This is a genomic window from Propioniciclava sp. LT432 (assembly GCF_059515965.1).
Window position 1 is genome coordinate 47,032 of the sequence record NZ_JCAKNE010000018.1, and the last position, 21,231, is coordinate 68,262.

At 70.6% G+C, this 21,231-nt stretch carries 21 protein-coding genes; 14 read left to right on the plus strand and 7 right to left on the minus strand.

Annotation, left to right across the window (positions count from 1 at the left end; all coding sequences use genetic code 11):
* The first annotated feature begins 196 nt into the window (after positions 1-196).
* Positions 197-2,062, plus strand: a complete 1,866-nt coding sequence (ilvD, locus tag AC5YDV_RS11385; RefSeq protein ID WP_496183443.1) for a dihydroxy-acid dehydratase — start codon at positions 197-199, stop codon at positions 2,060-2,062.
* Between the two features lie 40 nt (positions 2,063-2,102).
* Here ilvD and AC5YDV_RS11390 read toward each other — a convergent pair whose 3' ends face one another.
* Genes AC5YDV_RS11390 through AC5YDV_RS11400 form a run of 3 tightly spaced genes read right to left on the minus strand, consistent with a single transcriptional unit; the run spans position 2,103 to position 4,127 of the window.
* Complete coding sequence (locus AC5YDV_RS11390) at positions 2,103-2,939, minus strand: rhomboid family intramembrane serine protease (RefSeq protein ID WP_496183444.1); 837 nt, start codon at positions 2,937-2,939, stop codon at positions 2,103-2,105.
* A gap of 27 nt (positions 2,940-2,966) precedes the next feature.
* Positions 2,967-3,689, minus strand: coding sequence for a hydroxyethylthiazole kinase (locus AC5YDV_RS11395; RefSeq protein WP_496183445.1), 723 nt, complete (start codon positions 3,687-3,689; stop codon positions 2,967-2,969).
* A gap of 48 nt (positions 3,690-3,737) precedes the next feature.
* Positions 3,738-4,127, minus strand: coding sequence for a hypothetical protein (locus AC5YDV_RS11400; RefSeq protein WP_496183446.1), 390 nt, complete (start codon positions 4,125-4,127; stop codon positions 3,738-3,740).
* Positions 4,128-4,229: 102 nt separating this feature from the next.
* Between AC5YDV_RS11400 and AC5YDV_RS11405 the strand changes: the two genes are divergently transcribed.
* The gene (locus AC5YDV_RS11405; RefSeq protein WP_496183447.1) at positions 4,230-5,633 is read left to right on the plus strand and encodes a DUF2252 domain-containing protein; all 1,404 of its coding nucleotides are present in this window, start codon (positions 4,230-4,232) and stop codon (positions 5,631-5,633) included.
* A gap of 79 nt (positions 5,634-5,712) precedes the next feature.
* On the opposite strand, the gene AC5YDV_RS11410 is transcribed toward AC5YDV_RS11405, so the two are convergent.
* The gene (locus tag AC5YDV_RS11410) at positions 5,713-6,792 is read right to left on the minus strand and encodes a peptidoglycan DD-metalloendopeptidase family protein (RefSeq protein WP_496183448.1); all 1,080 of its coding nucleotides are present in this window, start codon (positions 6,790-6,792) and stop codon (positions 5,713-5,715) included.
* Positions 6,793-6,901: 109 nt separating this feature from the next.
* Entirely contained in the window at positions 6,902-7,534 is a 633-nt protein-coding gene (pdxH, locus tag AC5YDV_RS11415) for a pyridoxamine 5'-phosphate oxidase (protein WP_496183449.1), read from the minus strand.
* 36 nt (positions 7,535-7,570) lie between these two features.
* Here pdxH and AC5YDV_RS11420 point away from each other — a divergent pair, with 36 nt between their 5' ends.
* The 3 genes from AC5YDV_RS11420 to AC5YDV_RS11430 all read left to right on the plus strand — a co-directional run bounded on the left by AC5YDV_RS11420 (position 7,571) and on the right by AC5YDV_RS11430 (position 11,013).
* On the plus strand, positions 7,571-10,141 hold the full coding sequence (locus AC5YDV_RS11420) for a PEP/pyruvate-binding domain-containing protein (protein ID WP_496183450.1): 2,571 nt from the start codon (positions 7,571-7,573) through the stop codon (positions 10,139-10,141).
* A 19-nt stretch (positions 10,142-10,160) separates the two neighbouring features.
* Entirely contained in the window at positions 10,161-10,319 is a 159-nt protein-coding gene (locus tag AC5YDV_RS11425) for a hypothetical protein (protein ID WP_496183451.1), read from the plus strand.
* A gap of 112 nt (positions 10,320-10,431) precedes the next feature.
* Positions 10,432-11,013 carry a hypothetical protein gene (locus AC5YDV_RS11430; protein ID WP_496183452.1) on the plus strand — a complete coding sequence of 194 codons (582 nt, stop codon included), beginning with the start codon at positions 10,432-10,434 and terminating at the stop codon, positions 11,011-11,013.
* A 32-nt stretch (positions 11,014-11,045) separates the two neighbouring features.
* Here the strand turns inward: AC5YDV_RS11430 and AC5YDV_RS11435 are convergent, their stop codons facing one another.
* Positions 11,046-12,299, minus strand: coding sequence for a TIGR04053 family radical SAM/SPASM domain-containing protein (locus tag AC5YDV_RS11435; protein ID WP_496183453.1), 1,254 nt, complete (start codon positions 12,297-12,299; stop codon positions 11,046-11,048).
* A 298-nt stretch (positions 12,300-12,597) separates the two neighbouring features.
* Between AC5YDV_RS11435 and AC5YDV_RS11440 the strand changes: the two genes are divergently transcribed.
* The 9 genes from AC5YDV_RS11440 to AC5YDV_RS11480 are packed head-to-tail and all read left to right on the plus strand — an operon-like array spanning position 12,598 to position 20,756.
* Positions 12,598-14,892 (plus strand): nitric-oxide reductase large subunit, encoded by a 2,295-nt coding sequence (locus AC5YDV_RS11440; protein ID WP_496183503.1) that lies wholly within the window; start codon positions 12,598-12,600, stop codon positions 14,890-14,892.
* Entirely contained in the window at positions 14,889-15,524 is a 636-nt protein-coding gene (locus AC5YDV_RS11445; protein ID WP_496183454.1) for a hypothetical protein, read from the plus strand. The genes AC5YDV_RS11440 and AC5YDV_RS11445 overlap by 4 nt, the downstream gene beginning before the upstream one ends.
* Positions 15,514-16,383 (plus strand): SPFH domain-containing protein, encoded by an 870-nt coding sequence (locus tag AC5YDV_RS11450; protein WP_496183455.1) that lies wholly within the window; start codon positions 15,514-15,516, stop codon positions 16,381-16,383. Before AC5YDV_RS11445 ends, AC5YDV_RS11450 begins: the two co-directional genes overlap by 11 nt.
* Positions 16,380-16,667, plus strand: a complete 288-nt coding sequence (locus AC5YDV_RS11455; protein ID WP_496183456.1) for a hypothetical protein — start codon at positions 16,380-16,382, stop codon at positions 16,665-16,667. Before AC5YDV_RS11450 ends, AC5YDV_RS11455 begins: the two co-directional genes overlap by 4 nt.
* Positions 16,664-17,077, plus strand: coding sequence for a hypothetical protein (locus AC5YDV_RS11460; protein WP_496183457.1), 414 nt, complete (start codon positions 16,664-16,666; stop codon positions 17,075-17,077). Before AC5YDV_RS11455 ends, AC5YDV_RS11460 begins: the two co-directional genes overlap by 4 nt.
* The gene (locus AC5YDV_RS11465; protein ID WP_496183458.1) at positions 17,074-17,223 is read left to right on the plus strand and encodes a hypothetical protein; all 150 of its coding nucleotides are present in this window, start codon (positions 17,074-17,076) and stop codon (positions 17,221-17,223) included. The genes AC5YDV_RS11460 and AC5YDV_RS11465 overlap by 4 nt, the downstream gene beginning before the upstream one ends.
* Positions 17,224-17,246: 23 nt before the next feature.
* Positions 17,247-18,074 carry a M15 family metallopeptidase gene (locus AC5YDV_RS11470; RefSeq protein WP_496183459.1) on the plus strand — a complete coding sequence of 276 codons (828 nt, stop codon included), beginning with the start codon at positions 17,247-17,249 and terminating at the stop codon, positions 18,072-18,074.
* Between the two features lie 44 nt (positions 18,075-18,118).
* The gene (locus tag AC5YDV_RS11475) at positions 18,119-19,075 is read left to right on the plus strand and encodes a TIGR03885 family FMN-dependent LLM class oxidoreductase (RefSeq protein WP_496183460.1); all 957 of its coding nucleotides are present in this window, start codon (positions 18,119-18,121) and stop codon (positions 19,073-19,075) included.
* A gap of 25 nt (positions 19,076-19,100) precedes the next feature.
* Positions 19,101-20,756 (plus strand): alpha-amylase family protein, encoded by a 1,656-nt coding sequence (locus AC5YDV_RS11480; protein WP_496183461.1) that lies wholly within the window; start codon positions 19,101-19,103, stop codon positions 20,754-20,756.
* On the opposite strand, the gene AC5YDV_RS11485 is transcribed toward AC5YDV_RS11480, so the two are convergent.
* Positions 20,740-21,006, minus strand: coding sequence for a hypothetical protein (locus AC5YDV_RS11485; RefSeq protein WP_496183462.1), 267 nt, complete (start codon positions 21,004-21,006; stop codon positions 20,740-20,742). The two genes, AC5YDV_RS11480 and AC5YDV_RS11485, sit on opposite strands and share 17 nt — an antisense overlap.
* Positions 21,007-21,231: the final 225 nt, after the last annotated feature.

The following is a 21,231-nucleotide window of genomic DNA, read 5'->3' on the forward strand; positions in this document are numbered from 1 at the left end:
GGGCTCGCCCTATGGGTGCCGAGCGCTCGCTCTATGTGGAGGCGCCTGCCGAGTTCCACCGTCCCCACCGCACATACGAGCCCTCGGCGCAGGGAACCCGAGCCCTCGGCGGGAGGGGCGGGCCACGCTCCGGAACCGCGGCAACCGCCCACAGGGCACGGACTACCCTGAAAGGACCACGCAGGAAGGACGAACGATGGGTCACCTTCGCTCCCGCACGACCACCCACGGCCGCAACATGGCGGGCGCCCGTGCGCTCTGGCGCGCGACCGGCATGACGGATTCCGACTTCGGCAAGCCGATCGTCGCGATCGCGAACAGCTTCACGCAGTTCGTGCCCGGCCACGTCCACCTCAAGGACATGGGCCAACTCGTCGCGGGCGCCGTCAAGGAGGCGGGCGGTGTCGGGCGCGAGTTCAACACCATCGCCGTCGACGACGGCATCGCCATGGGCCACTCGGGCATGCTGTACAGCCTGCCGAGCCGCGAGGTCATCGCCGACTCGATCGAGTACATGGTGAACGCCCACCAGGCCGACGCGCTCGTCTGCATCTCCAACTGCGACAAGATCACGCCCGGTCACCTGCTCGCGGCGCTGCGCCTCAACATCCCCACCGTGTTCGTCAGCGGCGGCCCCATGGAGGCCGGCCGCGTGCTCGGCGACCGCGTCATCTCCGGCGCGCCGGACGAGGGCACCACCGACCAGCGCCTCGACCTCATCGACGCCATGATCAAGGCGGTCGACTCGTCCGTCTCCGACGAGCAGATCGACCAGATCGAGGCCAACGCCTGCCCCACCTGCGGTTCCTGCTCGGGCATGTTCACCGCCAACTCGATGAACTGCCTCACCGAGGCGCTCGGCCTCTCCCTGCCGGGCAACGGCTCGACGCTGGCGACGGCGTCCGCCCGCCGCGACCTGTTCCTGCGCGCCGGACGCCTCGCGGTCGACCTGGCCAAGCGCTACTACGAGCAGGACGACGAGTCGGTCCTGCCGAAGAGCATCGCCACGAAGGCCGCGTTCTCCAACGCCATGCGCCTCGACATCGCGATGGGCGGCTCCACCAACACGGTGCTGCACATCCTCGCGGCGGCGCGCGAGGCCGGCGTCGACTTCACCCAGGACGACATCGACGCGCTGTCGCGCGTGACGCCCTGCCTGTCCAAGGTGGCCCCGAACTCCACCGAGTTCTGGATGGAGGACGTCCACCGCGCGGGCGGCATGCCCGCGATCCTCGGCGAGCTGCGCCGCGGCGGATTGCTGGACGAGTCGGTCCACGCCGTCCACTCCCCGAGCCTCGCCCAGTGGCTGGACGACTGGGACATCCGCAGCGGCAAGGCGAAGCCCGAGTCGATCGACCTCTGGTACGCAGCCCCCGGCGGCGTCCGGACGACCGAGGCGTTCAGCTCGACCAACCGCTGGGCCGACCTCGACACGGACGCCGAGCACGGCTGCATCCGCAGCGTCGAGCACGCGTACACCGCCGACGGCGGCCTCGGCGTCCTCAAGGGCAACATCGCCCCGGACGGCGCGATCGTGAAGACGGCCGGCGTGCCCGAGCACCAGTGGGTGTTCCGCGGGCCGGCGAAGGTCGCGGAGAGCCAGGAGGAGGCCGTCGAGATGATCCTCGGCGGGAAGATCGTCGAGGGTGACTGCGTCGTCGTCCGCTACGAGGGCCCCAAGGGCGGCCCCGGCATGCAGGAGATGCTGTACCCGACCTCGTACCTCAAGGGCGTCGGGCTCGGCCCGAAGTGCGCGCTCATCACCGACGGGCGCTTCTCGGGCGGCTCGTCCGGCCTGAGCCTCGGCCACATCTCCCCTGAGGCGGCGGCGGGCGGTCCGATCGGCCTGATCCGCGACGGCGACATCATCTCGATCAACATCCCCGAGCGGTCCATCGACGTGGAGCTGTCCGACGAGGAGCTGGCCCAGCGCCGCGCCGAGCAGGACGCGGTGGGGTGGCAGCCCGTCAACCGCGAGCGGACCGTCTCCAACGCCCTGAAGATCTACGCCTCGCTGGCCCTCTCGGCCGACAAGGGCGCGGCGCGCCGCCAACTCGACTGACAGGTGACCGGGCCCTTGCGGGTCACCGCGCCCGGGCGGGTCAGCGGCCCTTGCGCCTGCGCTCGCGCAGGGCGTCGAGCTCCTTGCGCTCGGCCTTGGTCAGGCTGCCGATGCCCTCCGCGGAGATCTTCTCCAGCAGCGCGTCCATGCGTTCGGTGTCGGACGCCGCGCGCCGCTGGGCGCGTGGCGGCGGCGTCGCCGCCCGGCCCTGCCGGGCGGGGGCGGACCGGCGGCGCCGGCGTCCGGGGAGCCAGGTGAGGTCGCTGAGCAGGCCGAAACTCCGGGCCACGAAGGCGGCCACCGCCGCGGTGATGAGCAGGCCGACCAGGCCGGCGAAGTCGCCGACCATGATGTAGCCCAACACCTGGATGCCGACCAGGATCGCGCCCACCACCCAGGCGGGGATGCCGAAGAAGAACGGACGCCGTGGGTACTCGGCGATCCACAGCAGCAGGATGATGAACTGGATCCCGCCGAGCCCCGCCATGCCGCCGCCGCCCAGGGTGACGCCGATGACGAAGTCGACGATCGTCAGGGACGCCCAGAGGCCGACGTACAGCGACGCCATCGCGGTGCGCCCGATCTGACGCTCGAGGTCGCGACCGAAGTACCACAACAGGACGAGCGTGATCGCGCTCCAGAGGAGGCCGCCGACGCCCCCGCCCACGAACGGCCAGGTCACCACCCGCCAGACCTCGCCGGCGAGGATCCTCTGCGGGATGAAGGCGCCCCCGGCGGACAGGAACGGCATGACGGCCGACAGGACCACTCCGATGGCGCCGAGCGCCACGAGCAGGACCGTGGAGGTCAGCTCGAGCCGGCCCATGCGGAACCAGGCATCGCCGGAGTGGTCGCGGAAGACGTTGAATCCAGACACGCCTCAAGGGTGCCAGATCGGCGGGGCTCAGACGTTCAGGTACTCGGCCACTTCGTCACCGCGCACGGTCCACAGGGAGTCGACGAGCGCGATGCGGAAGGACGCCGGGCCCTGGCTGTTGGCCTCGGCGCGCTCCGCGGCGAGGGCCAACCACGCCGCACCGGCGAGTGCGGCCTCCATCGGCCCGGTCACCGTGGCGCAGGCCGCGATCAGGGCGGAAACTGCGGCACGGACGCCGGGGACCTGGCTCAGCATCTCGGGTCCGGCCAGGACGGCGACCTCGCGACCCTCGTGGAGGACGCGGATCGCGCTCTCCCCCACGGCGAGTGCGGCGTCCGCGGCCTCGAGCCGCACGCCGTCGATCTCCGTGGCCGAGGCACGGACGACGGTGGGACGGTGGCCGAGGAGTCCGCGGACCCGGTCGAGCCGGAGCGACTCCCGGCCGAGCGGGGTGGCGTCCAGCACCCAGGGCGTGCCGGCGGCCCGGAGTTGGGCGACCGCGGGGTTGACGGCGTCCGACCACTCGGAGACCAACGTGCCGAGGTCCAGCATCACGGCGTCGGCCGAGAGGCTGGCGGCCAGCGCGTCCGGCGACGTTCCGGTCACGACCGACCGCGCACCCGCCCCGTGCAGCACCTCGGCCACGAAGGAGGTGGCGGCGCGAGGGGCGACGCAGTGGACCAAGGGGGCAGACTCCCGAACCGCCTCCGCGGCGAAACCGATGGTCAGGGCGAGACCGGAACGGGGCATCGGGAGATCTCCTCGGCGTTGAGCGGTGGACGGGCGTCAACCAGTATGTCAGGCGGAGGCCCCTGGCTTGCGGAGCGCGAGGGTGAAGAGCGCAACGGCGGCCAGGAGGTAAGCGAAGCCGAGCACGATGTGGACCATCGCGAGGTTCATCTGCCCGAGGGCGATCTGGATGACCGCGAGCACCGGAAGGGACAGGGCGTGCATCATCAGGCCCTTGTTGCCGCTGGCGCGACCCCAGAGCACACCGGCGACGCCGGCGAGGAGCGCGAGGAGGAAGTTGGTGTTGCCCACCATGCCGTGCAGGGGGTGGAGCGGTCCGGAGGCCGACAGCGGCCCCAGCGCCAGCAGGGGGGAGATGATCGATCCGACGGCGGCCAGGAGCGCGGCGACGCGGAGGAAGGTGAGCTTGCCGGTTGAGGTCGTTTCAGTGGTCGTCACGGGTCCGAGCATAAGCGACGGCCGTGGTGCCGATTTCCGCGCCGTCGTCGGGTCGGGGTGGGAATGTGCCCCGCCCGCCGACGCAGGCGCGACAATGACCCCATGACACCGGCCGAAAGGGACGCCCACTTCGCGGACGCGTTCACGTCCTTCCGCGTCCCGGCCACCAACCGCGAGGAGCGGGTCGAGCACGGCAAGTCGTTCCGCGCCACGACCCCGCACGCCTCTTTGGGCACGTGGACCCCGACCGACGACCGGCCCGACCCGGTCGCCATCATCGAGCAGTCCCACGCCGACCGGCTGGAGTGGCTCTTCGGCGTCCGGACGGCGCGGATGGCGGCCTCCCCGTTCGGCTTCCTGCGCGGCACGGCGAATCTGATGGCACACGACGTCGCCCACCTGCCGTCGACCGGCATCCACACGACCGCGTGCGGTGACGCCCACATCGGCAACATCGGCTTCTACCGCTCCCCCGAGGGCAACCAGGTCATCGACCTCAACGACTTCGACGAGGCGCACACCGGCGCCTGGGAGTGGGACCTGCGCCGGCTCACGGCGTCCATCTGGGTGCTGGGGCGGGTGAACGGCTCGTCGGAGGAACAGTGTGAGAACGCCGTCCGCGCGTGCGTGGCGGAGTACCGGGACGAGGTCTCGTTCCTGTCGAAGCAGCCCCTGCTGTGGCGCGCGTTCAACCACCTCGACGTGAACTCGCTCCACGAGACGGCCAACGAGGCATCGCTGCGCGACGAGATCCACCGTGCGGCGAAGGCGGCGCGCAAGCGGACGTCCGACCGCAAGCTGCCCAAGCTGGCCGGCGGCTCGACCAACGCGGCCCGCATCGTCGACGACCCGCCGCTGGTGAAGCACCCCAGCGCCGAGAAGCAGGAGGCGATCGCCGTGGCGCTCGACGAGTACCTGACGACCCTGACGCCCCAGTGGCGCCGGATCGTGGGTGGGTACTCGCTGGTCGACATCGCACACAAGGTCGTCGGCGTCGGATCCGTGGGGCTGCGCGCCTGGGTGGCCCTGCTGGTGGGGTCCCGGCCCGACGACGTGCTGTTCCTGCAGCTCAAGCAGGCCCAGCGGTCGGTGCTGGCCCCCTACGTCCACGGCGAGCGGGTGTGGCACGCGCACCAGGGCCAGCGGGTCGTGGAGTACCAGCAGCAACTGCAGACGGTGTCCGATCCCCTGCTCGGCTGGACCACCGTGGGCGAGCACCAGTACTACGTGCGGCAGTACCGCAACATGAAGGGCGGCGTCCCGCTCGACGCGATGACGCCGGGCGCACTGGTCGACTACTCCGGCATCACCGGCCACCTGTTGGCCAAGGGCCACGCGCGGACGTCCGGGGCGTCCGTCATCTCGGGCTACCTCGGCAAGAAGGACGCCGCGGTCGACGCCTTCGCGCGCTGGGCCCGCGCGTACGCCGACCAGACCGAGGCGGACCACGCGCTGCTGGTCCAGGCCGTCAAGGCCGGACGACTCCCCTACGAACCGGGGATCTGACGCCGGCCGTGATGCATTTCCGGGTGGAGGAACCCCAAGGATCCTTGGGGTTCCTCCACCCGGAAATGCAGTCGGGGAGTCAGCGCAGCCAGGGCGCCGGGTCGGAGTTGGTGCCGTTGAGGTAGAGGGAGAAGTGCAGGTGCGGGCCGGTCGAGAGGCCGGTGCTTCCCATGGTGCCGATGACCTGGCCGCGCTTGACCTTCTGCCCGACCTTCACGCTGAGCGAGTGCATGTGCAGGTAGGCGGTCTCGACCGCCTTGCCGGACAGCTGACCGTGGTCGATGCGGACGTTGTTCCCCGAGCCGCTGTTGTAGCCGGTGGCGGCCTTGGTGACCACGCCGTCCTCGGCCGCGTAGATCGGCTGACCGGTGCTGCCGCCGATGTCGACGCCGCCGTGCAGGCGCTTGTACTTCAGGATGGGGTGCAGCCGCATCCCCCAGGCCGAGCCGATCGTGCCCTTGGTCGGGAACGCGAGCTTGCCCCCCGAGGTCGCGGCCAGGGCGGTGCCGGTGGAGTTCCCGTCGGCGGTCCGCGCCTTGGGTGCCGGCTTCGCGGGGGCCTTGTCGCCGAGGTCCGCGGTCGGCACCCAGCCGACCTGCGTGTCGGAGGCGACCTGCGTCCACCCGTCCTGAACCTTGTCGGTGGCCTTGACCTTGTCCCCCTCGGCCAGGGTGGCCAGCACCTCGGCGCCCTCGCCCGCCTGGGCGCGCACCTGAACGGACCGCTGGGCGTACTTCTCGCCGGTGACGGTCCCGAACGAGTCGGACCAGGCCGCCGCGACGAACGCGTCGGCTGCCACGGGCTCCGCCGTGGGGGCCGGGGTGGCCTCCGTCGTGGGGGCCGGGTTCTCAACCGTCGGCGCGGGGGCGTCGGTGCCGGTGACCGAGGTCCGATCCTGACCCCGGCTCGCCGAATCGGTGGCCCGGACCGGCGCGGGCACCGCGACCGATGGCGTGGTCACCGACTGCTCGGCCCGCGCACCCGCGTGGGCGACCCCTCCGGCACCGACGAGGACGCCCAGCGAGACGACCGTCGGGACCGCGCGGGACAGCAGCACGCTCCCGGGACGGCGGGCGGCGCGACGCGGAGCATCGACGAAAGCCTCCACCGCGGGGCGCACCAGAACGTCAGCACTCGACACACGGCGGGGCTGGTACATGCAAGAACTCCGAACCTGAGAAAACTGGGTGAATACCCATAGCTTACTGAGGATTTCTCAGGTTCCAAAACCGGGTGGCAACCCCACGGCACACCGTGCCGCGCAGCGGTCAGGGCGCGAGGCGCTCCCGGATCCACGCCCCGCCGTCACGTCGGTAGCGGACGCGGTCGTGCAGGCGGGACGTCCGGCCCTGCCAGAACTCCCACACCTCCGGGAGCAGGCGGTAGCCGCCCCAGTGCTCCGGACGCGGTGGGTGCAGCCCGTGCTCGGCCGCGGCCCTGGCGGCGTTGGCCACCAGGACGCCCCGATTGGCGATGACCTCCGACTGTGGGGACGCCCACGCACCCAACCGCGAGTCGAGGGGGCGGATCGCGTAGTACGCGTCCGACTCCGCGGCCGACACGCGCTCCACCGGCCCCTCAACCCGGACCTGGCGCTCCAGGGCCGGCCAGAAGAACAGCAGCGCGGCGTGGGGGTTGGCGTCCAGCTCGCGGCCCTTGCGCGAGGTGTAGTTCGTGTACCAGACGAGCCCGTCCTCGGCGTACTCCTTCAGCAGCACGACGCGGGCGGACGGGCGGCCCTCGGCGTCCGCGGTGGCCAGCGTCATCGCGTTGGGTTCGAGCCCCTTGACCCGGCGAGCGTCGGAGAACCACCGGTCGAAGAGTTGGAGGGGGGCGTCCGTGGTGTCGCCCTCGTCCAAGGTGCCCTGCTGGTAGCTCTTTCGGAGGCCGCTGATGTCCACGCTCCCAGCCTACGGCGGCGGTGGAATACTGAGGGGGTGACCCTCGGAGCCGACTTCTCGCGACAGGGTGGCAAGGGCGCCAACCTCGTCAGGTTGCGCGAGGCCGGCCTGCCCGTCCCCCCCTTCGTCATCATCGAGACGGCCGAGTACGACTCCTTCGTCTTCGAGCACGGGCTCGCCGCCACCATCAGTGCCGCGTTGCGCACGCCGGCGGCCACGGCGTCCGACACGATCCGGTCGGCGTTCGCGGCAGCCCACCCGAACCCCGAGCAGCGGGCACGCCTCGTGTCGACCCTGGCCCCCCTGCTCACGGACGGCGACCTCACGACCGCCGTGGCCGTCCGCTCCTCCGCCACGGCCGAAGACCTCCCGGGCTTCTCGTTCGCCGGTCAGCAGGACACGTTCCTGGACGTGGGCTCGCTGGACGAGGCGCTGCGGTGCATCGTGGAGTGCTGGTCCTCCCTGTGGACCGAGCGCGCCATCACGTATCGCCGCCGCAACGACATCGGCCACGAGGACGTCTCGCTCGCCGTGGTCGTCCAGCAGATGGTGGACGCCGACGCGTCGGGCGTCCTCTTCACCGCCAACCCCGCCACCGGACGCCGCGACGAGTCCGTGGTGGACGCCGTCGCCGGGTTGGGGGACGCCCTGGTGTCCGGGCGCGTCACCCCCGACCAGTTCACCCTGGAGACCGCCACCGGTCAGCTCCGCACCCAGAAGGTGGCCGGCCAGGCGGCGTCCGTCACGCCGGCGCACCTGCAGGCGATCGTGGCGCTCGGCCGCCGCATCGTCGAGTTGTACGGCGAACCGATGGACATCGAGTGGTCCCGCGTCGGGGACTGCATCCACGTCCTCCAGGCCCGGCCGATCACGTCGCTGTACCCCCTGCCGGCCCCGAACCCCCGCCGCCACGACGAGCCCGAGGTGTGGTTCAGCGTCGGGGCGTTCCAGGGCATGCTCGAGCCTCTCACCCCGCTGGGCCAGGACGCCCTCCGCATGCTGATGGCGGGTGGCGCCCGGTTGGTCGGCCGCCGGATCGACTGGCGCACCAACCGGTTCGTCCAACCGGCGGGCGAGCGCCTGTGGGTGAGGTTCGACGGCCTGCTGCGCACGAGGGCGCTCCGCAAGCCCGTGCAGGAGTTCCTGCCGATGGCCGAACCCGGCTCGGCCGAGATCCTGGGCCAGTTGAGCGAGGAGCCCGGGCTGCGCCCCACCCGGTTGTTGCCTTCGCCGCGCATCGCGGCCGGCCTGGCCACGCTGCTGCCCCGGGTCGGCCCACGCATCCGGGCGGCGACGGCGAATCCCGAGGCCACCCGGCGCGCGCTCGACCGAGCCGCGGAGCACCTCGTCAATCACGTCGAACGCACCATGGCTGCCGCGGCGAGGCGCTGGACCCCCCAGACCCGCCTCACCGCCCGCGTCGAGGCACTGCAGGACTACGCGAACCGTGCCTTCCCCACCCTGGTGCCCGCCTTCGCGCCGATCATGCTGCCGACCATGCTCGAGTTGCGCTCGCTGCGCGAACTCGCGGCCCGAACCAAGCTCCCGGACGCCGAGGCCCTGGCCCTTGCCGCGATGCGAGCGCTCCCCGGCAACGTCACGACCGAGATGGACCTGACGTTGGCCGATGTGGCGATGGAGATCCGGCGCGACGCCACGTCGTGGGGCTGGGTGGCGGAGACGCCGGCGTCCGACCTGGCGCGACAGTTCCGGGCGGGACGGCTGCCCCGGGTGGCCCAGGCGTCGATCGCCCGGTTCCTCGACACCTACGGCATGCGCGGTGTCGCTGAGATCGACCTGGGTGCCCGCCGCTGGCGGGACGACCCCACGCCACTGATGCACACGATCAAGGCCTACCTGTCCCTGCCCGCCGGCGCGTCGGCACGGGCGATCCACAAGCAGGGACAGCACGAGGCCGGCCGCTCGATCCGACGGCTCATGGACGCCTCCTCCCCGTCCCGGGCCCTGCGCATCAAGCGCTCCGCGCAGGCGATCCGCGGCCTGGCGGGCGCGAGGGAGACGCCGAAGTTCACGATGATCCGGTGCTTCGGGGTGATCCGCACGGGTCTGGACGCCTCGGCCGCCGAGCTCGTCGAGGAGGGACGCCTCGGGTCGGTCGCCGACCTCGCGTTCCTCCGGGTGGACGAGCTGACCCGCGCCTTCGCCGCCGACTGGCACGAAGTCGTCGCGCAACGGAAGGCGGTCCACGCCGCCGAGGCGCGCCGGACGCGCGTGCCTCGGGTGCTGGTGGAGGACGGCCGTGCGTTCCACGAGGGCCTGTCGTCCGCGAACGGGGAGTTCGGCGGCATGGGCGTGTCTCCCGGTGTGGCGGAGGGACCGGTCCGGATCGTCCTCGACCCCCGCGGCACGCAACTGAGGACCGGCGAGATCATGGTGTGCCCGGGCACGGACCCCGCGTGGACCCCCCTGTTCCTGACCGCGGGTGGGCTCATCACCGAGGTCGGCGGGCTGATGACCCATGGGTCCGTCGTCGCCCGCGAGTACGGACTCCCGGCGGTGGTGGGCGTCCACGACGCGACCACGCGCCTGGCCGACGGCCAGCGCGTCCGGATCGACGGGACGTCGGGAGCGATCGAGCTCCTCTGAAATCCACCTCCCTTCCGGTGTGGTCCGCGGGCTCCCGGGTGCCGAGCTGGCCGAACTCGAACGCGCCCACCTCGCCGTCGCCGAACGGACCGCCGGCCGGCCGGTGCGCTTCGCCAGCGGTGTGGTGTTCGCGCTCTGGACCCTCCGCTCCCTGCGGCTCCGCACGTCCCTGCGCTGAGCTGGTGCACGAAGTCGGTGAACTGGGTCGTGGAGCGAGTGGTGCAACGACGCGCGGCAACCCTCTGCCAGCAGCCCCTGTCAGCGGCTGGACGGCGGTAGGCTCCCACGCCATGGAGGCGCGCAGCTACATCGAGAACATCGCCAACCGCACGACCATGCGGGGCGTGATCTCGACGATGACCCGGCTGCTGCTGGTGGTCGTCGTGATCGGCGCGATCGCCATCCTCGTGTTGATGAACTTCCACCCCGTCGCCCTGATCATCGGGGTCGTCCTGCTCGGCTTCGCGGTCGTGCTGGTGCGCGATGTCGTGATCGTCGGCAGGCAACTCCGCGCCGAGCCGCTCGACCTCGCCTTCGAACCGGCCCCGAACCGCGGACTCGTCACGCCGGGCACCGTCTTCGGCCTCGCCGCCGGACTCCTCCTGTTCGGCCTCGTCATGGGCGTCGTGATGTGGGTGGCATCCCCGACGAGCAGCCTGGTCGTCCCCATCGCCCTTGCGGGGGTGGGCGTCGCCCTGGCGATCACGGGCATCCCCACCCTCGGCGTCCAGGACCGCAAGTGGACGGTGCTGTCGGACGCCCTGCGCGACCACCCCGAGCTGGTCGCGTACCTGCAGGACGCCCGGGCGCGCTTCCCGAAGTCGGCGCCGTTCCCGTTCTCCGCGCCCACGGACCGGGTCACCATCCCCTGACCGCTCGGCCGAGCGTGGACGCGCCCGGTCCGTCAGCGATCGCGCAGCTGCGGCGGCTCGTGGGCGCAGAACGGCTCCTCGGCGAGGTGGTCCCCGGTCATGGCGTACGCCCGGGCCCGGCTGCCGCCACAGGCGTCCCGGTAGGCGCAGACGCCGCACTTGCCCTTGAGCAGGGTGCGGTCGCGGAGTTCCTTGAACACCGGGGCGTTGCGGTAGATCTCGATGATGTCGTCGTCGCGGATGTTCCCCGCCTTGATCGGCAGGAAACCGGACGGCATGACGTCGCCGGTGTGGCTGATGAAGACGAATCCGTCGCCGTCGTTGACGTTGCGGGCGCGCCCGATCCCGTCGCTCTGGCTGTAGTGCATGCCGCGGGTCATGACATCGCGGACGTCCTCGTCCGACTCCCCCGCCCGCACCTCGGCGCGCTTGCGCTGCATGACCACGCGTGAGTACTGCGGCGCGGCCGTGGCCTTGATGTCGAAGGGAGCGGTCTTGCTCAGGTCGTAGAGCTGGTGGAAGACCTGCTCGAACTCCTCGGCGGACGCCACGTCGTCGGCCTTGGCGCGGCCCATCGGGACGAGGAAGAAGACCTCCCAGAACACCACGCCGAGGGTGGTCATGAGCTCGGTCATGGCGTCCATGTCGTCGATGTTGGCCTTGCGGATCACCGTATTCACCTGCGTCGACAGCCCGACCTCCTGGGCCTCCTTCAGGATGCGGAGGCCGTGGTCGAACGACCCCTTGACGCGGCGGAACTCGTCGTGGATGTCGGCGTTGGAGCCGTCCAGGGAGATGGCGAGGCGGGTCAGGCCGACGTCCTTGAGCTGCTGCACCAGCTCCTTGGTGGCCAGCGAGGTCGTGGCGGGCGTGATGCCCATGCGCAGTCCGAGGTCGGCGCCGTAGCCGACGAGTTCGACGATGTCGGGCCGCTTGAAGCAGTCGCCGCCCGAGAACACGAACACGATCGGTCCGAACTCGCGGAAGCGGCGCATCATCGCCTTCGCCTCCTCGGTCGTCAGCTCACCGGCATTGCGCAGCGGTTGGGCCATCGCCCGGCAGTGCTGGCAGGCCAGGTCGCAGGCCTGGGTGGTCTCCCAGATCGCGATGAACGGCGCTGAGTCGAAGTCGAGGTTGCGCCGCGACGGGGCGCTGTGGGGATGACCGCCGGGATGACTACCCGCATGGCCGCCGGGATGACCACCCGGATGCCCTCCGGGGTGCCCGCCCGGGTGCCCGTGGAATCCCGCGAAGTCGCCGGTGGGCTGCGCTGCCGTCTGCGTCATGCGGTCAGACTACTACGACACAGAGTAGGAGATGAATCGGCCTCGGCGGAGAACGAATTGCGTGTTGACAACGCGTTCAGCCTTTCGGGCGATTTTCTCCCAACCTATTGTGACAATTCACACCCTCGCACTAGGGTCCTGCGCAACGTACCCCCGGCAGCACTCTCGACCGACAAGGTGGTGGGATGTGAGCGTCATCGACCAGAATCCGGACCTGAACCCCTCGAGAACCGAACTGGTCATCTCGAAGGGCTGGGTCCAGGGCGTCGCCCTCGTGTTCGTCTTCGGTTTCTTCGTGATGGGCTTCCTCGCCTATCGGACCTATTCCGACAGCATGCCGCTCCCCAAGCAGGTCGTCGCCCAGGGCGGGCAGGTGATCTACACCGAGGCCGACATCACCGAGGGCCAGCAGATCTTCCTGCGCCGCGGCCTGCAGCAGTACGGCTCGATCATGGGCCACGGCGCCTACCTCGGACCGGACTACACCGCGGAGTACCTGCGCCTCTCCGCGGAGCACGTGGCCGAACGACTCAGCGCCGCCGGCACGCAGGATCCCGCCGCCGCCACCGTCGAGCTCATGCGCACCAACCGCTTGGACGAGGCCACCGGCGTCCTGACCTTCACCCCCGAGCAGGCGAGCGCGTTCGACGCGATCAAGCAGCACTACACCGAATTCTTCGGGACGCCGACGACCGAGTTCGGCCTCCTGCCGAGCGTCATCACCGACGCCGACCAGATCCACGACCTGACGGCCTTCTTCAGCTGGACCGCGTGGGCGAGCGCCGCCGAGCGCCCGGGCCACGACTACTCCTACACGAACAACTGGCCCGCCGAACCCCGGGTCGACAACCAGCCGACCGCGGACATCCTCGTCTGGTCGGCCATGTCGCTGATCGCGCTCCTGGCGGGCCTGGGTGCCCTCTTCGCGATCTACGGGCGCTGGAGCCGCAACATCGGCTGGCACAGCGCCGAGACGCCCAGCCTGTCCTTCCTGCAGCCGGGCAAGGTCGGCATCACCAAGGCGCAGAGGGCCACGGCCTGGTTCTTCCTGGTGGTCGCGCTGCTCTTCGGAATCCAGTCCACCCTCGGCGCGGCGGTCGAGCACTACCGGGCCGAGCTCTCCAGCTTCTTCGGCCTCGACCTGGCGCGGCTGCTGCCGTTCAACCTGTCGCGCACCTGGCACGTCCAGCTGTCGCTGCTGTGGACCGCCGCCGCCTTCCTCGCCGCCGCGATCTTCCTGGCCCCGATCATCTCCGGGCGTGAACCGAAGCGCCAGCACTGGTTGGCGTACGGCCTGCTCGGTGCGCTGGCCATCGTGGTGGCCGGAACGTTGGGTGGCACCGCGATCAGCACCTTCGGTCCCGAGTGGGCGGCCGGGTCGCCCTTCTTCGACCAGCAGTGGGAGTACCTGGACCTCCCGCGCTTCTGGCAGATCCTGCTGGTGGTCGGCCTGTTCCTGTGGATGGCGATCATCTACCGCGCGATCCGCTCCCGCCTGCGCAGCGAGTCGAAGTTCAACATGCCGTGGCTGTTCTTCTACGCGGGCCTGGCGATCCCGGCCTTCTACGCCGTGGGCCTGCTCGCCACGAACGGGACCCACCTCACGGTCGCCGAGTTCTGGCGCTTCTGGGTCGTCCACCTCTGGGTGGAGGACTTCCTGGAGCTGTTCACCACCGTGATGGTCGCCTACATCTTCGTGATGCTGGGCGTCGTCCGCCGCAAGATCGCCATCCAGCTCATCTTCCTGGACGTCATCCTCTACTCGGCCGGCGGCGTCATCGGCACGATGCACCACCTCTACTTCTCCGGCACGCCGGTGGAGCACATGGCCCTGGGCGCGTTCTTCTCGGCGCTGGAGGTGATCCCGCTGACGTTCCTCACGGTGGAGGCCTGGACGTTCCTCCAGCTCGGCTCGCGGCAGGAGTCGCGCAGCAGCGCGCCGTTCCCCCACCGGTGGGCGGTGATGTTCCTCGTGGCGGTCGGCTTCTGGAACTTCGTCGGCGCCGGCGTGTTCGGCTTCCTGATCAACCTGCCGATCGTGTCCTACTTCCAGATCGGCACCGCCCTGACGGCGAACCACGCCCACGGTTCGATGATGGGCGTGTACGGCATGATGGCCGTCGGCATGGCGCTGTTCGCGCTGCGGTACATCATCAAGCCCGACATGTGGTCGGACAGGATGGCCAAGATCTCGTTCTGGAGCCTCAACATCGGGCTGGCGTGGATGGTGTTCGCGACGTTGCTGCCGCTGGGCGTCCTGCAGCTGTGGTATTCGGTCAGCGACGGCTACTACGAGGCGCGGACCCTGGGTTACATCGCCCAGCCGGGCAACGTGATCCTCGAGTGGCTCCGCATGCCGGGTGACGTGCTCTTCCTGGTGGGCGGCATCCTGCCGTTCCTGTGGTTGACCTGGCGCGGCGTCCGGCACGCGATCCCGGCCACCGTCACCGCCATGGAACCCGAGACGCTGTTCGTCCTCGAGACCGACGTGGCCCACGCCGACCGGACGGGCACCGAGCGCCCGGCGAGCCGGTACGCGTCCGACCGGCGTGACGAGCGTGACGAGCGCCACGACCCGGACGAGGCGCCATGACCGCCATCGAGCCGTGGGCCTGGCTCGGCGTGGGCTACGGCGCCGTGCTGTTGGCGATCGCCTACGGGATCGACCGGCTCGCCCGGCGGGCGCAGAACCGGCTGCTGGGCGACCGCGCCGGCGGCTTCGTCTACCACGAGAACCACGACGCGTGGCTCTGCCCGGAGGACCAGTGGTTGTACCCGAAGTCCTTCGACCCCGACAACCGGGTCATGCGGTACCGGGGGCTCCCCCTGGTGTGCAACGCGTGCCCGGTCAAGGACACGTGCACGTCGTCGGACGACGGGCGCGAAGTGCAGCGCCACGTGGACCCGTGGCCGGCGTCCGAGTCCGCCCGCTTCCACCGCGGCATCGCCTGCTCGGTGACGGTCCTGGCCGTCGCCTGGCCGGCGCTGACCGCCCTGACCGTCCAGGGCTGGACGAGCCAGGTGATGTCCCTGGTCACGGCGGTGCTGCTCGCGCTCGGGTCCATCCCGCTGTGGTCGCACCTGCGCCACACCCCGGCCGACCCGATGGGGGCGGTCGTCCGCACGCTCGACCAGACGCTCGAGGACCGCTCGGCGGCCGCCGCGTCGCTCACCCGGGCGCGGAGCCGCTACGCCTCGGACAGGAAGGTGAACGATGCCCGCTGAGATCGTCCTGGTCATCCTCCTCATCCTGCTGGTGGTGGCGTTCCTGTTCGCCTCCATCCGCGTGGTCCGGGAGTACGAGCGCGTCGTCGCCTTCCGTCTGGGCCGCCTGCGCGGCGCGCTCGGCCCCGGGCTCGTCCTCATGCTCCCCCTCCTGGACAAGCTGGTCCGCGTCGACCTCCGCACGGTCACGCTGACCATCCCGCCGCAGGAGGTCATCACCCGCGACAACGTGACCGCCCGGGTCAACGCCGTGGTGATGTTCCGGGTCACTGACCCCGTGCTGTCGGTCATGTCGGTGGAGAACCACGCGATCGCCACGTCCCAGTTCGCCCAGACGACCCTCCGCTCGGTCGTCGGGCGCGCCGACCTCGACACGCTGCTGGCCCACCGCGCCGACCTGAACGAGGACCTCGCCCACTCCATCGCCCGCCAGACCAAGGAATGGGGCGTCGAGGCGTCCGTCGTCGAGATCAAGGACGTCGAGATCCCCGAGATGATGCAGCGCGCCATGGCGCGCGAGGCGGAGGCCGAGCGCGAGCGTCGTGCGAAGGTCATCAGCGCCCGCGGCGAGTTGCAGGCCTCGCAGGAACTCCGGGACGCCGCCATCACGCTCAGCGAGGCCCCGGCCTCGCTGCAACTGCGCTACCTGCAGACGCTCCTGGAGCTGGGCGCGGACCAGAACTCCACCGTCGTCTTCCCCCTGCCGATGGACATCATCGGCCCGATCGTGCAGGCCGTCCAGCGCTCCAGCGACGTCCCGCCCGCAACGACTCCCCAGACCGCCCCGGCCCCCACCACCACACCGAAGAGACCCGGCCTGTCCGTGGTCGACCGCTCCCTGGAAGGTGAATCCCGATGAGTGAAGCAGCAACCCGCGACACGGCCCCCGCGCCCGGGCGCCCCGTCCGCCTCGTCCCGGTCGCCCCCGGCTTCTGGATGACCACCCTGGGCGTCTGCATCGCGGCCCTGGCGCCGCTGTTCGGCTTCCTCGTCGGCGTGATGAACGGACGCCCCCAGGGAGACACCATCCTCGGTCCCGTCTACTGGGGCCTGTTCACCGGCGTCGTGATCGGCGGCCTGGGCGTGGCGCTGGCCGTGCTGGGCGGCGTCCGGTTGTGGCGCCACTACCATCCGAGGTCGTGACCATGTCCACGGACACCGTCCCCACCACGCGCGCCGCCTTCCGTTCCGACGCCGCCGGCGACCGCCTCATGCGACGCCTGCTCGGCGTCAGCACGCGAGGAACCGCCTCCAGCGCCGCCGCGCACCGCGCCTTCCGGATCTCGGTTGCGATCTCCGCCGTCCGCTGCCTCATCACCTACCTGGTGGTGCCCATCGCGGTTCCCCTGCTCAGCCTCGCCGGGTGGGTGGCGGCCCCGATCGGTATCGCGTTGTGCACCTACGCCGTCGTCAACGGCATCGTCAGCCTCCGACGGTTCTGGGGGTCGGACCACCCCCACCGCTGGCTCTACACCGGTTTCATGGTGGTCGTCTTCGTCGTCCTGGCGATCGCCCTCGTGTCCGACCTCAGCCGACTGGGAGGAATCCAATGACCACGAACCAGGAGTTCGACGTCGAGGAGTACACGGCGCAACACAAGCAGCCGAGCGAGGCCGAGAGCGCCGTCCTCACCATCCTGCTCTTCCTCACCATGGTGGTGTTCGCGGTGGGCTGCGTCATGCTCGGTTGGTTCGGCTGAGCCAACCGACCTACGCTGGGAGCGTGTCTCGCCTGATCCCCGGCCTGGTGGGCCTCGTGGCCACCGCCGTGGTGGTCACCGGCTGCACCGCCCCCCACACCGCCGCTCCGGCCCCGTCGCCCGCGTCCAGCTCCACCGTTCCCACCGCCACCCAGCCCCCCGGCCGCGGCGCCGTGCAAGCGCGTCCGTCCATCGCGCCCACCCCGACCACCACCCCGACTCCCCCGCCCACCACCGAGCCCGTGGCCGAGCCCCGGCCGAGCGTCGCACCCACCGACTCACCCAAGGCCGGCAGGGCGACCGGCCCGGTCACCGACACCCCCTTCGAGGTGAACGGCATTCCCGTCGTGAGCAAGGACCACCGCCTGTCGGCGTCCTACGTGCCGCCGTGGGCCGGGCAGCCGAACGGGCTGCACCCGGACGTCACCGCTGCCTTCAAGCGGCTTCAGTCCGGGGCGAAGGCGGACGGCCTGACGCTGACGATCCGCTCGGGCTACCGGAGCCACGCCACCCAGAAGGCCAGCTTCGCCAACGCCCTGAAGCAGTACCCCGAGAAGACTGCGCGCCTCTACTTCGCCGAGGCCGGGGCGTCCGAGCACCAACTGGGCCTCGCCCTCGACGCCTGGGACGGCAAGAACCGCGGCACCGCGTTCGCGCGGACCGAGCACGCCCGGTGGCTCGCCGAGCACGCCCACGAGTACGGCTTCATCGTCCGCTACCCGCAGGGCAAGACCCACATCACCGGCTACGCCTGGGAATCGTGGCACCTGCGCTGGGTCGGCACCGAGGTGTCGTCCCAGTTCGGACCCCCCTCGAGCCTGACGCTCGAGGAGTACCTCGGCCTCGCCTGACCCTCCACCACCTCGCCGGTGGGGTCGGCCTCTAGGGTGGGGGCATGACGAGGATCGGTTTCCACGCCAACCACGAACAGATCTCCCCCCGACAGCTGCTGACCGACGTGCAGCACGCCGAGCGCGTCGGCTTTCAGATGGCGATGTGCTCCGACCACCTGCACCCCTGGTCCGAACGACAGGGCCACGCGGGCTACACCTGGAGCTGGCTGGGGGCCGCGCTGGCCACCACGGACCTCACCTTCGGGTGTGTCACCGCCCCGGGGCAGCGGTACCACCCCGCGATCATGGCGCAGAAGATCGGGACGCTGGCGTCCATGTTCCCCGGACGGTTCTGGGCGGCGCCGGCCAGTGGCGAGGCCGTCAACGAGGTCGTGACCGGGGAACCCTGGCCGCGCAAGGAGGTCCGGGTCGCCCGTCTGGAGGAGTCGGTCGACATCATCCGCCGCCTCCTGTCGGGTGAGGAGGTCACGCAGTCGGGCCTGGTCGACGTCCAGTACGCCCGCGTCTGGGACCGCCCCGACGAGGTGCCCCCGCTCATCGGCCCCGCGATCTCGCCGGAGTCCGCGGCCCGCGTCGCCGGCTGGGCCGACGGCCTGATCACCGTGAACCAGAGCCACGACAAGCTGCGCCAGGTGCTCGACCGTTACGGGGAGGCGGGCGGGCGCGGTCCCCGCATCCTGCAACTCCACCTGTCCTGGGCGCCGACCCAGGCCGAGGCCGAGGCCATCGCCTGGGACCAGTGGCGCTCCAACGTCTTCAGCGCGGCTGTCCTCGGTGAGGTGACGCACGTCTCCGTCTTCGACGACCTCTCCCAGCACGCCTCCCGCGAGGCCGTCGCGGGCGCCGTGCGTACGGCGTCCGACCTGGGGCGGCACGCCGAGTGGATCCACGAGTACGCCGAGCTCGGCTTCGACGACATCTACCTGCACTTCGTCGGCCAGGACCAACGCCCCTGGCTGGACGCCGCGGGTGACCACCTGCTGCCGGCCCTCCGCTGACGACCACCGAGGAGCAACGACGCCCATGCGTATCACCGACACCAGCGACCTGTGGTGGAAGAGCGCCATCATCTACTGCCTCGACATCGAGACCTACCTGGACGCCAACGGCGACGGCGTGGGCGACCTGGCGGGCCTCTCCCAGCGCATCGACTACCTCGCCCAACTCGGCGTCAACACCCTGTGGCTGATGCCGTTCTACCCGAGCCCGGACCGGGACGACGGCTACGACGTGATGGACTTCTACGGGGTCGACCCCCGTCTGGGGAACCACGGGGACTTCGTCGAGGTGGTCCGGACGGCGCACGACCGGGGCATCCGCGTGATCGTCGACCTCGTCGTGAACCACACCTCCGACCGGCACCCGTGGTTCAAGGAGTCCCGCAAGAGCATCGACAATCCCTTCCGCGACTACTACGTGTGGCGGGACACCGACCCGGGCGACACCTCCGACCAGGTCGTGTTCCCCGACCAGGAGGACGGCATCTGGACGAAGGACGACGCGACCGGCGAGTGGTACCTGCACCACTTCTACCGCCACCAGCCGGACCTCAACATGGCCAACCCCCAGGTCATGGACGAGATCCTGCGGGTCGTCGGCTTCTGGCTCGAGCTGGGCGTGGACGGGTTCCGGGTGGACGCCGTCCCGTTCCTGGCTCAGGGCAAGGGGGAGACGGGAACGAAGACGCAGGCGGTCGATCCCCACGACGTCATGAAGCGGATCCGCGGGTTCATGAGCCGCCGCAAGGGCAACGCGATGATGCTCGGCGAGGTCAACGTCCCGCACGCTGAGCAGGTGAAGTACTTCGGCGGGGACGCCGGCGACGAGCTGCACATGATGTTCGACTTCATCGGCATGCAGGCGACCTACCTCTCCCTGGCCCGCGGCGACGCCGGTCCGCTGGCCAAGGCCCTGCTCGCGCGCCCGGCGATCCACCCGACCTGCCAGTGGGCCACCTTCCTGCGCAACCATGACGAGCTCACCCTCGACAAGCTGTCGGACGCCGAGCGGCAGGAGGTCTTCAATGCCTTCGGCCCCGAGGAGGACATGCAGGTCTTCGGCCGCGGCCTCAAGCGTCGGCTCCCGCCGATGCTCGGCGGCGACCCGCGCCGGATCCGGATGGCGTACAGCCTGCTGTTCTCCCTTCCCGGGACGCCGACGCTCTACTACGGCGAGGAGATCGGCATGGGTGAGGACCTCCGCTCCGACGGCCGGATGGCGGTCCGGACGCCCATGCAGTGGGAGCCGGGCCGCAACGGCGGCTTCTCGGACGCCGAGCCGCGCAAGCTGATCCAGCGGGTCACCCCGGACGGCTACGGTCCCGAGCACGTCAACCTCGCGGCACAGCAGCACGACCCGGATTCGTTGTGGTCCTTCATTCGTGAGCTGATCGGCGTCCGGCGGCAGCGGCCGGAGTTCGGTTGGGGCTCGTTCGAGGTGCTCGAGCAGCCCCAGCGGCAGGTCTTCGCGCACCGGGTCAGCCTGGACGGTTCCTTCGTCGTGGCGGTGCACAACTTGGGGGCCGACCCGGTGACCGTCACCTTGTCCGACCTGCTCAGCGACGCCGACACTTTGGAGGACCTCCTCGACGGTGCGGCTGTCGTGCCCCACGACGGCTCCCTCGAGGTGCCCCTGGAGGGCTACGGGTACCGCTGGTTCCGGGTCAAGGTCGCAGGCTGAGGTCCTGGAACTCGAAGACCGGCCCCCAGGTCAACGGGACCAGCTCGGCCTGCGTCAGCAGGATCGTGATCCGCCCGGTCGCCGGCTCGACGGTGTAGTGCGTGCCCTGGCCGCCGGCCCATCCGAAGCGACCGGGGTGCCGCGGGCCCGTGTCGATCGAGACGCCGAAGCCCCACGTGGCGTCCTCCCAGAAGCCGGCGCCCAGCGACTCCGACGACTTGGCGGCGTCCGGCACCTGCCCGCTCGTCATGGCGCGGACGGACGCCTCGCTCAGGCGCCATCGTCATCACCTTCGCATTGATGGCCGCCTTGTTCACGTGGGCTGGCCAGGGGCGCCTTCAGCGGAATCCCCACCGGCAAGAAGGCAGAACAGAGGCGGCCGCCACTTCAGATCGCGGCCCGGGGGGTTGGGCCTCAGTGTGCCTGGTCCCGTCAGTGGCTTGGGCGCGCTTCGCGGAAGCGAAGGACTCCGCGC

Excerpts from the sequence above, each read along its gene's own strand:
- ilvD (WP_496183443.1), top strand. The coding sequence starts at position 197 with ATGGGTCACCTTCGCTCCCGCACGACCACCCACGGCCGCAACATGGCG.
- AC5YDV_RS11395 (WP_496183445.1), bottom strand. The coding sequence starts at position 3,689 with ATGCCCCGTTCCGGTCTCGCCCTGACCATCGGTTTCGCCGCGGAGGCG.
- AC5YDV_RS11405 (WP_496183447.1), top strand. The coding sequence starts at position 4,230 with ATGACACCGGCCGAAAGGGACGCCCACTTCGCGGACGCGTTCACGTCC.
- AC5YDV_RS11410 (WP_496183448.1), bottom strand. The coding sequence starts at position 6,792 with ATGTACCAGCCCCGCCGTGTGTCGAGTGCTGACGTTCTGGTGCGCCCC.
- AC5YDV_RS11430 (WP_496183452.1), top strand. The coding sequence starts at position 10,432 with ATGGAGGCGCGCAGCTACATCGAGAACATCGCCAACCGCACGACCATG.
- AC5YDV_RS11435 (WP_496183453.1), bottom strand. The coding sequence starts at position 12,299 with ATGACGCAGACGGCAGCGCAGCCCACCGGCGACTTCGCGGGATTCCAC.
- AC5YDV_RS11440 (WP_496183503.1), top strand. The coding sequence starts at position 12,598 with ATGGGCTTCCTCGCCTATCGGACCTATTCCGACAGCATGCCGCTCCCC.
- AC5YDV_RS11445 (WP_496183454.1), top strand. The coding sequence starts at position 14,889 with ATGACCGCCATCGAGCCGTGGGCCTGGCTCGGCGTGGGCTACGGCGCC.
- AC5YDV_RS11450 (WP_496183455.1), top strand. The coding sequence starts at position 15,514 with ATGCCCGCTGAGATCGTCCTGGTCATCCTCCTCATCCTGCTGGTGGTG.
- AC5YDV_RS11455 (WP_496183456.1), top strand. The coding sequence starts at position 16,380 with ATGAGTGAAGCAGCAACCCGCGACACGGCCCCCGCGCCCGGGCGCCCC.
- AC5YDV_RS11465 (WP_496183458.1), top strand. The coding sequence starts at position 17,074 with ATGACCACGAACCAGGAGTTCGACGTCGAGGAGTACACGGCGCAACAC.
- AC5YDV_RS11475 (WP_496183460.1), top strand. The coding sequence starts at position 18,119 with ATGACGAGGATCGGTTTCCACGCCAACCACGAACAGATCTCCCCCCGA.
- AC5YDV_RS11480 (WP_496183461.1), top strand. The coding sequence starts at position 19,101 with ATGCGTATCACCGACACCAGCGACCTGTGGTGGAAGAGCGCCATCATC.
- AC5YDV_RS11485 (WP_496183462.1), bottom strand. The coding sequence starts at position 21,006 with ATGACGAGCGGGCAGGTGCCGGACGCCGCCAAGTCGTCGGAGTCGCTG.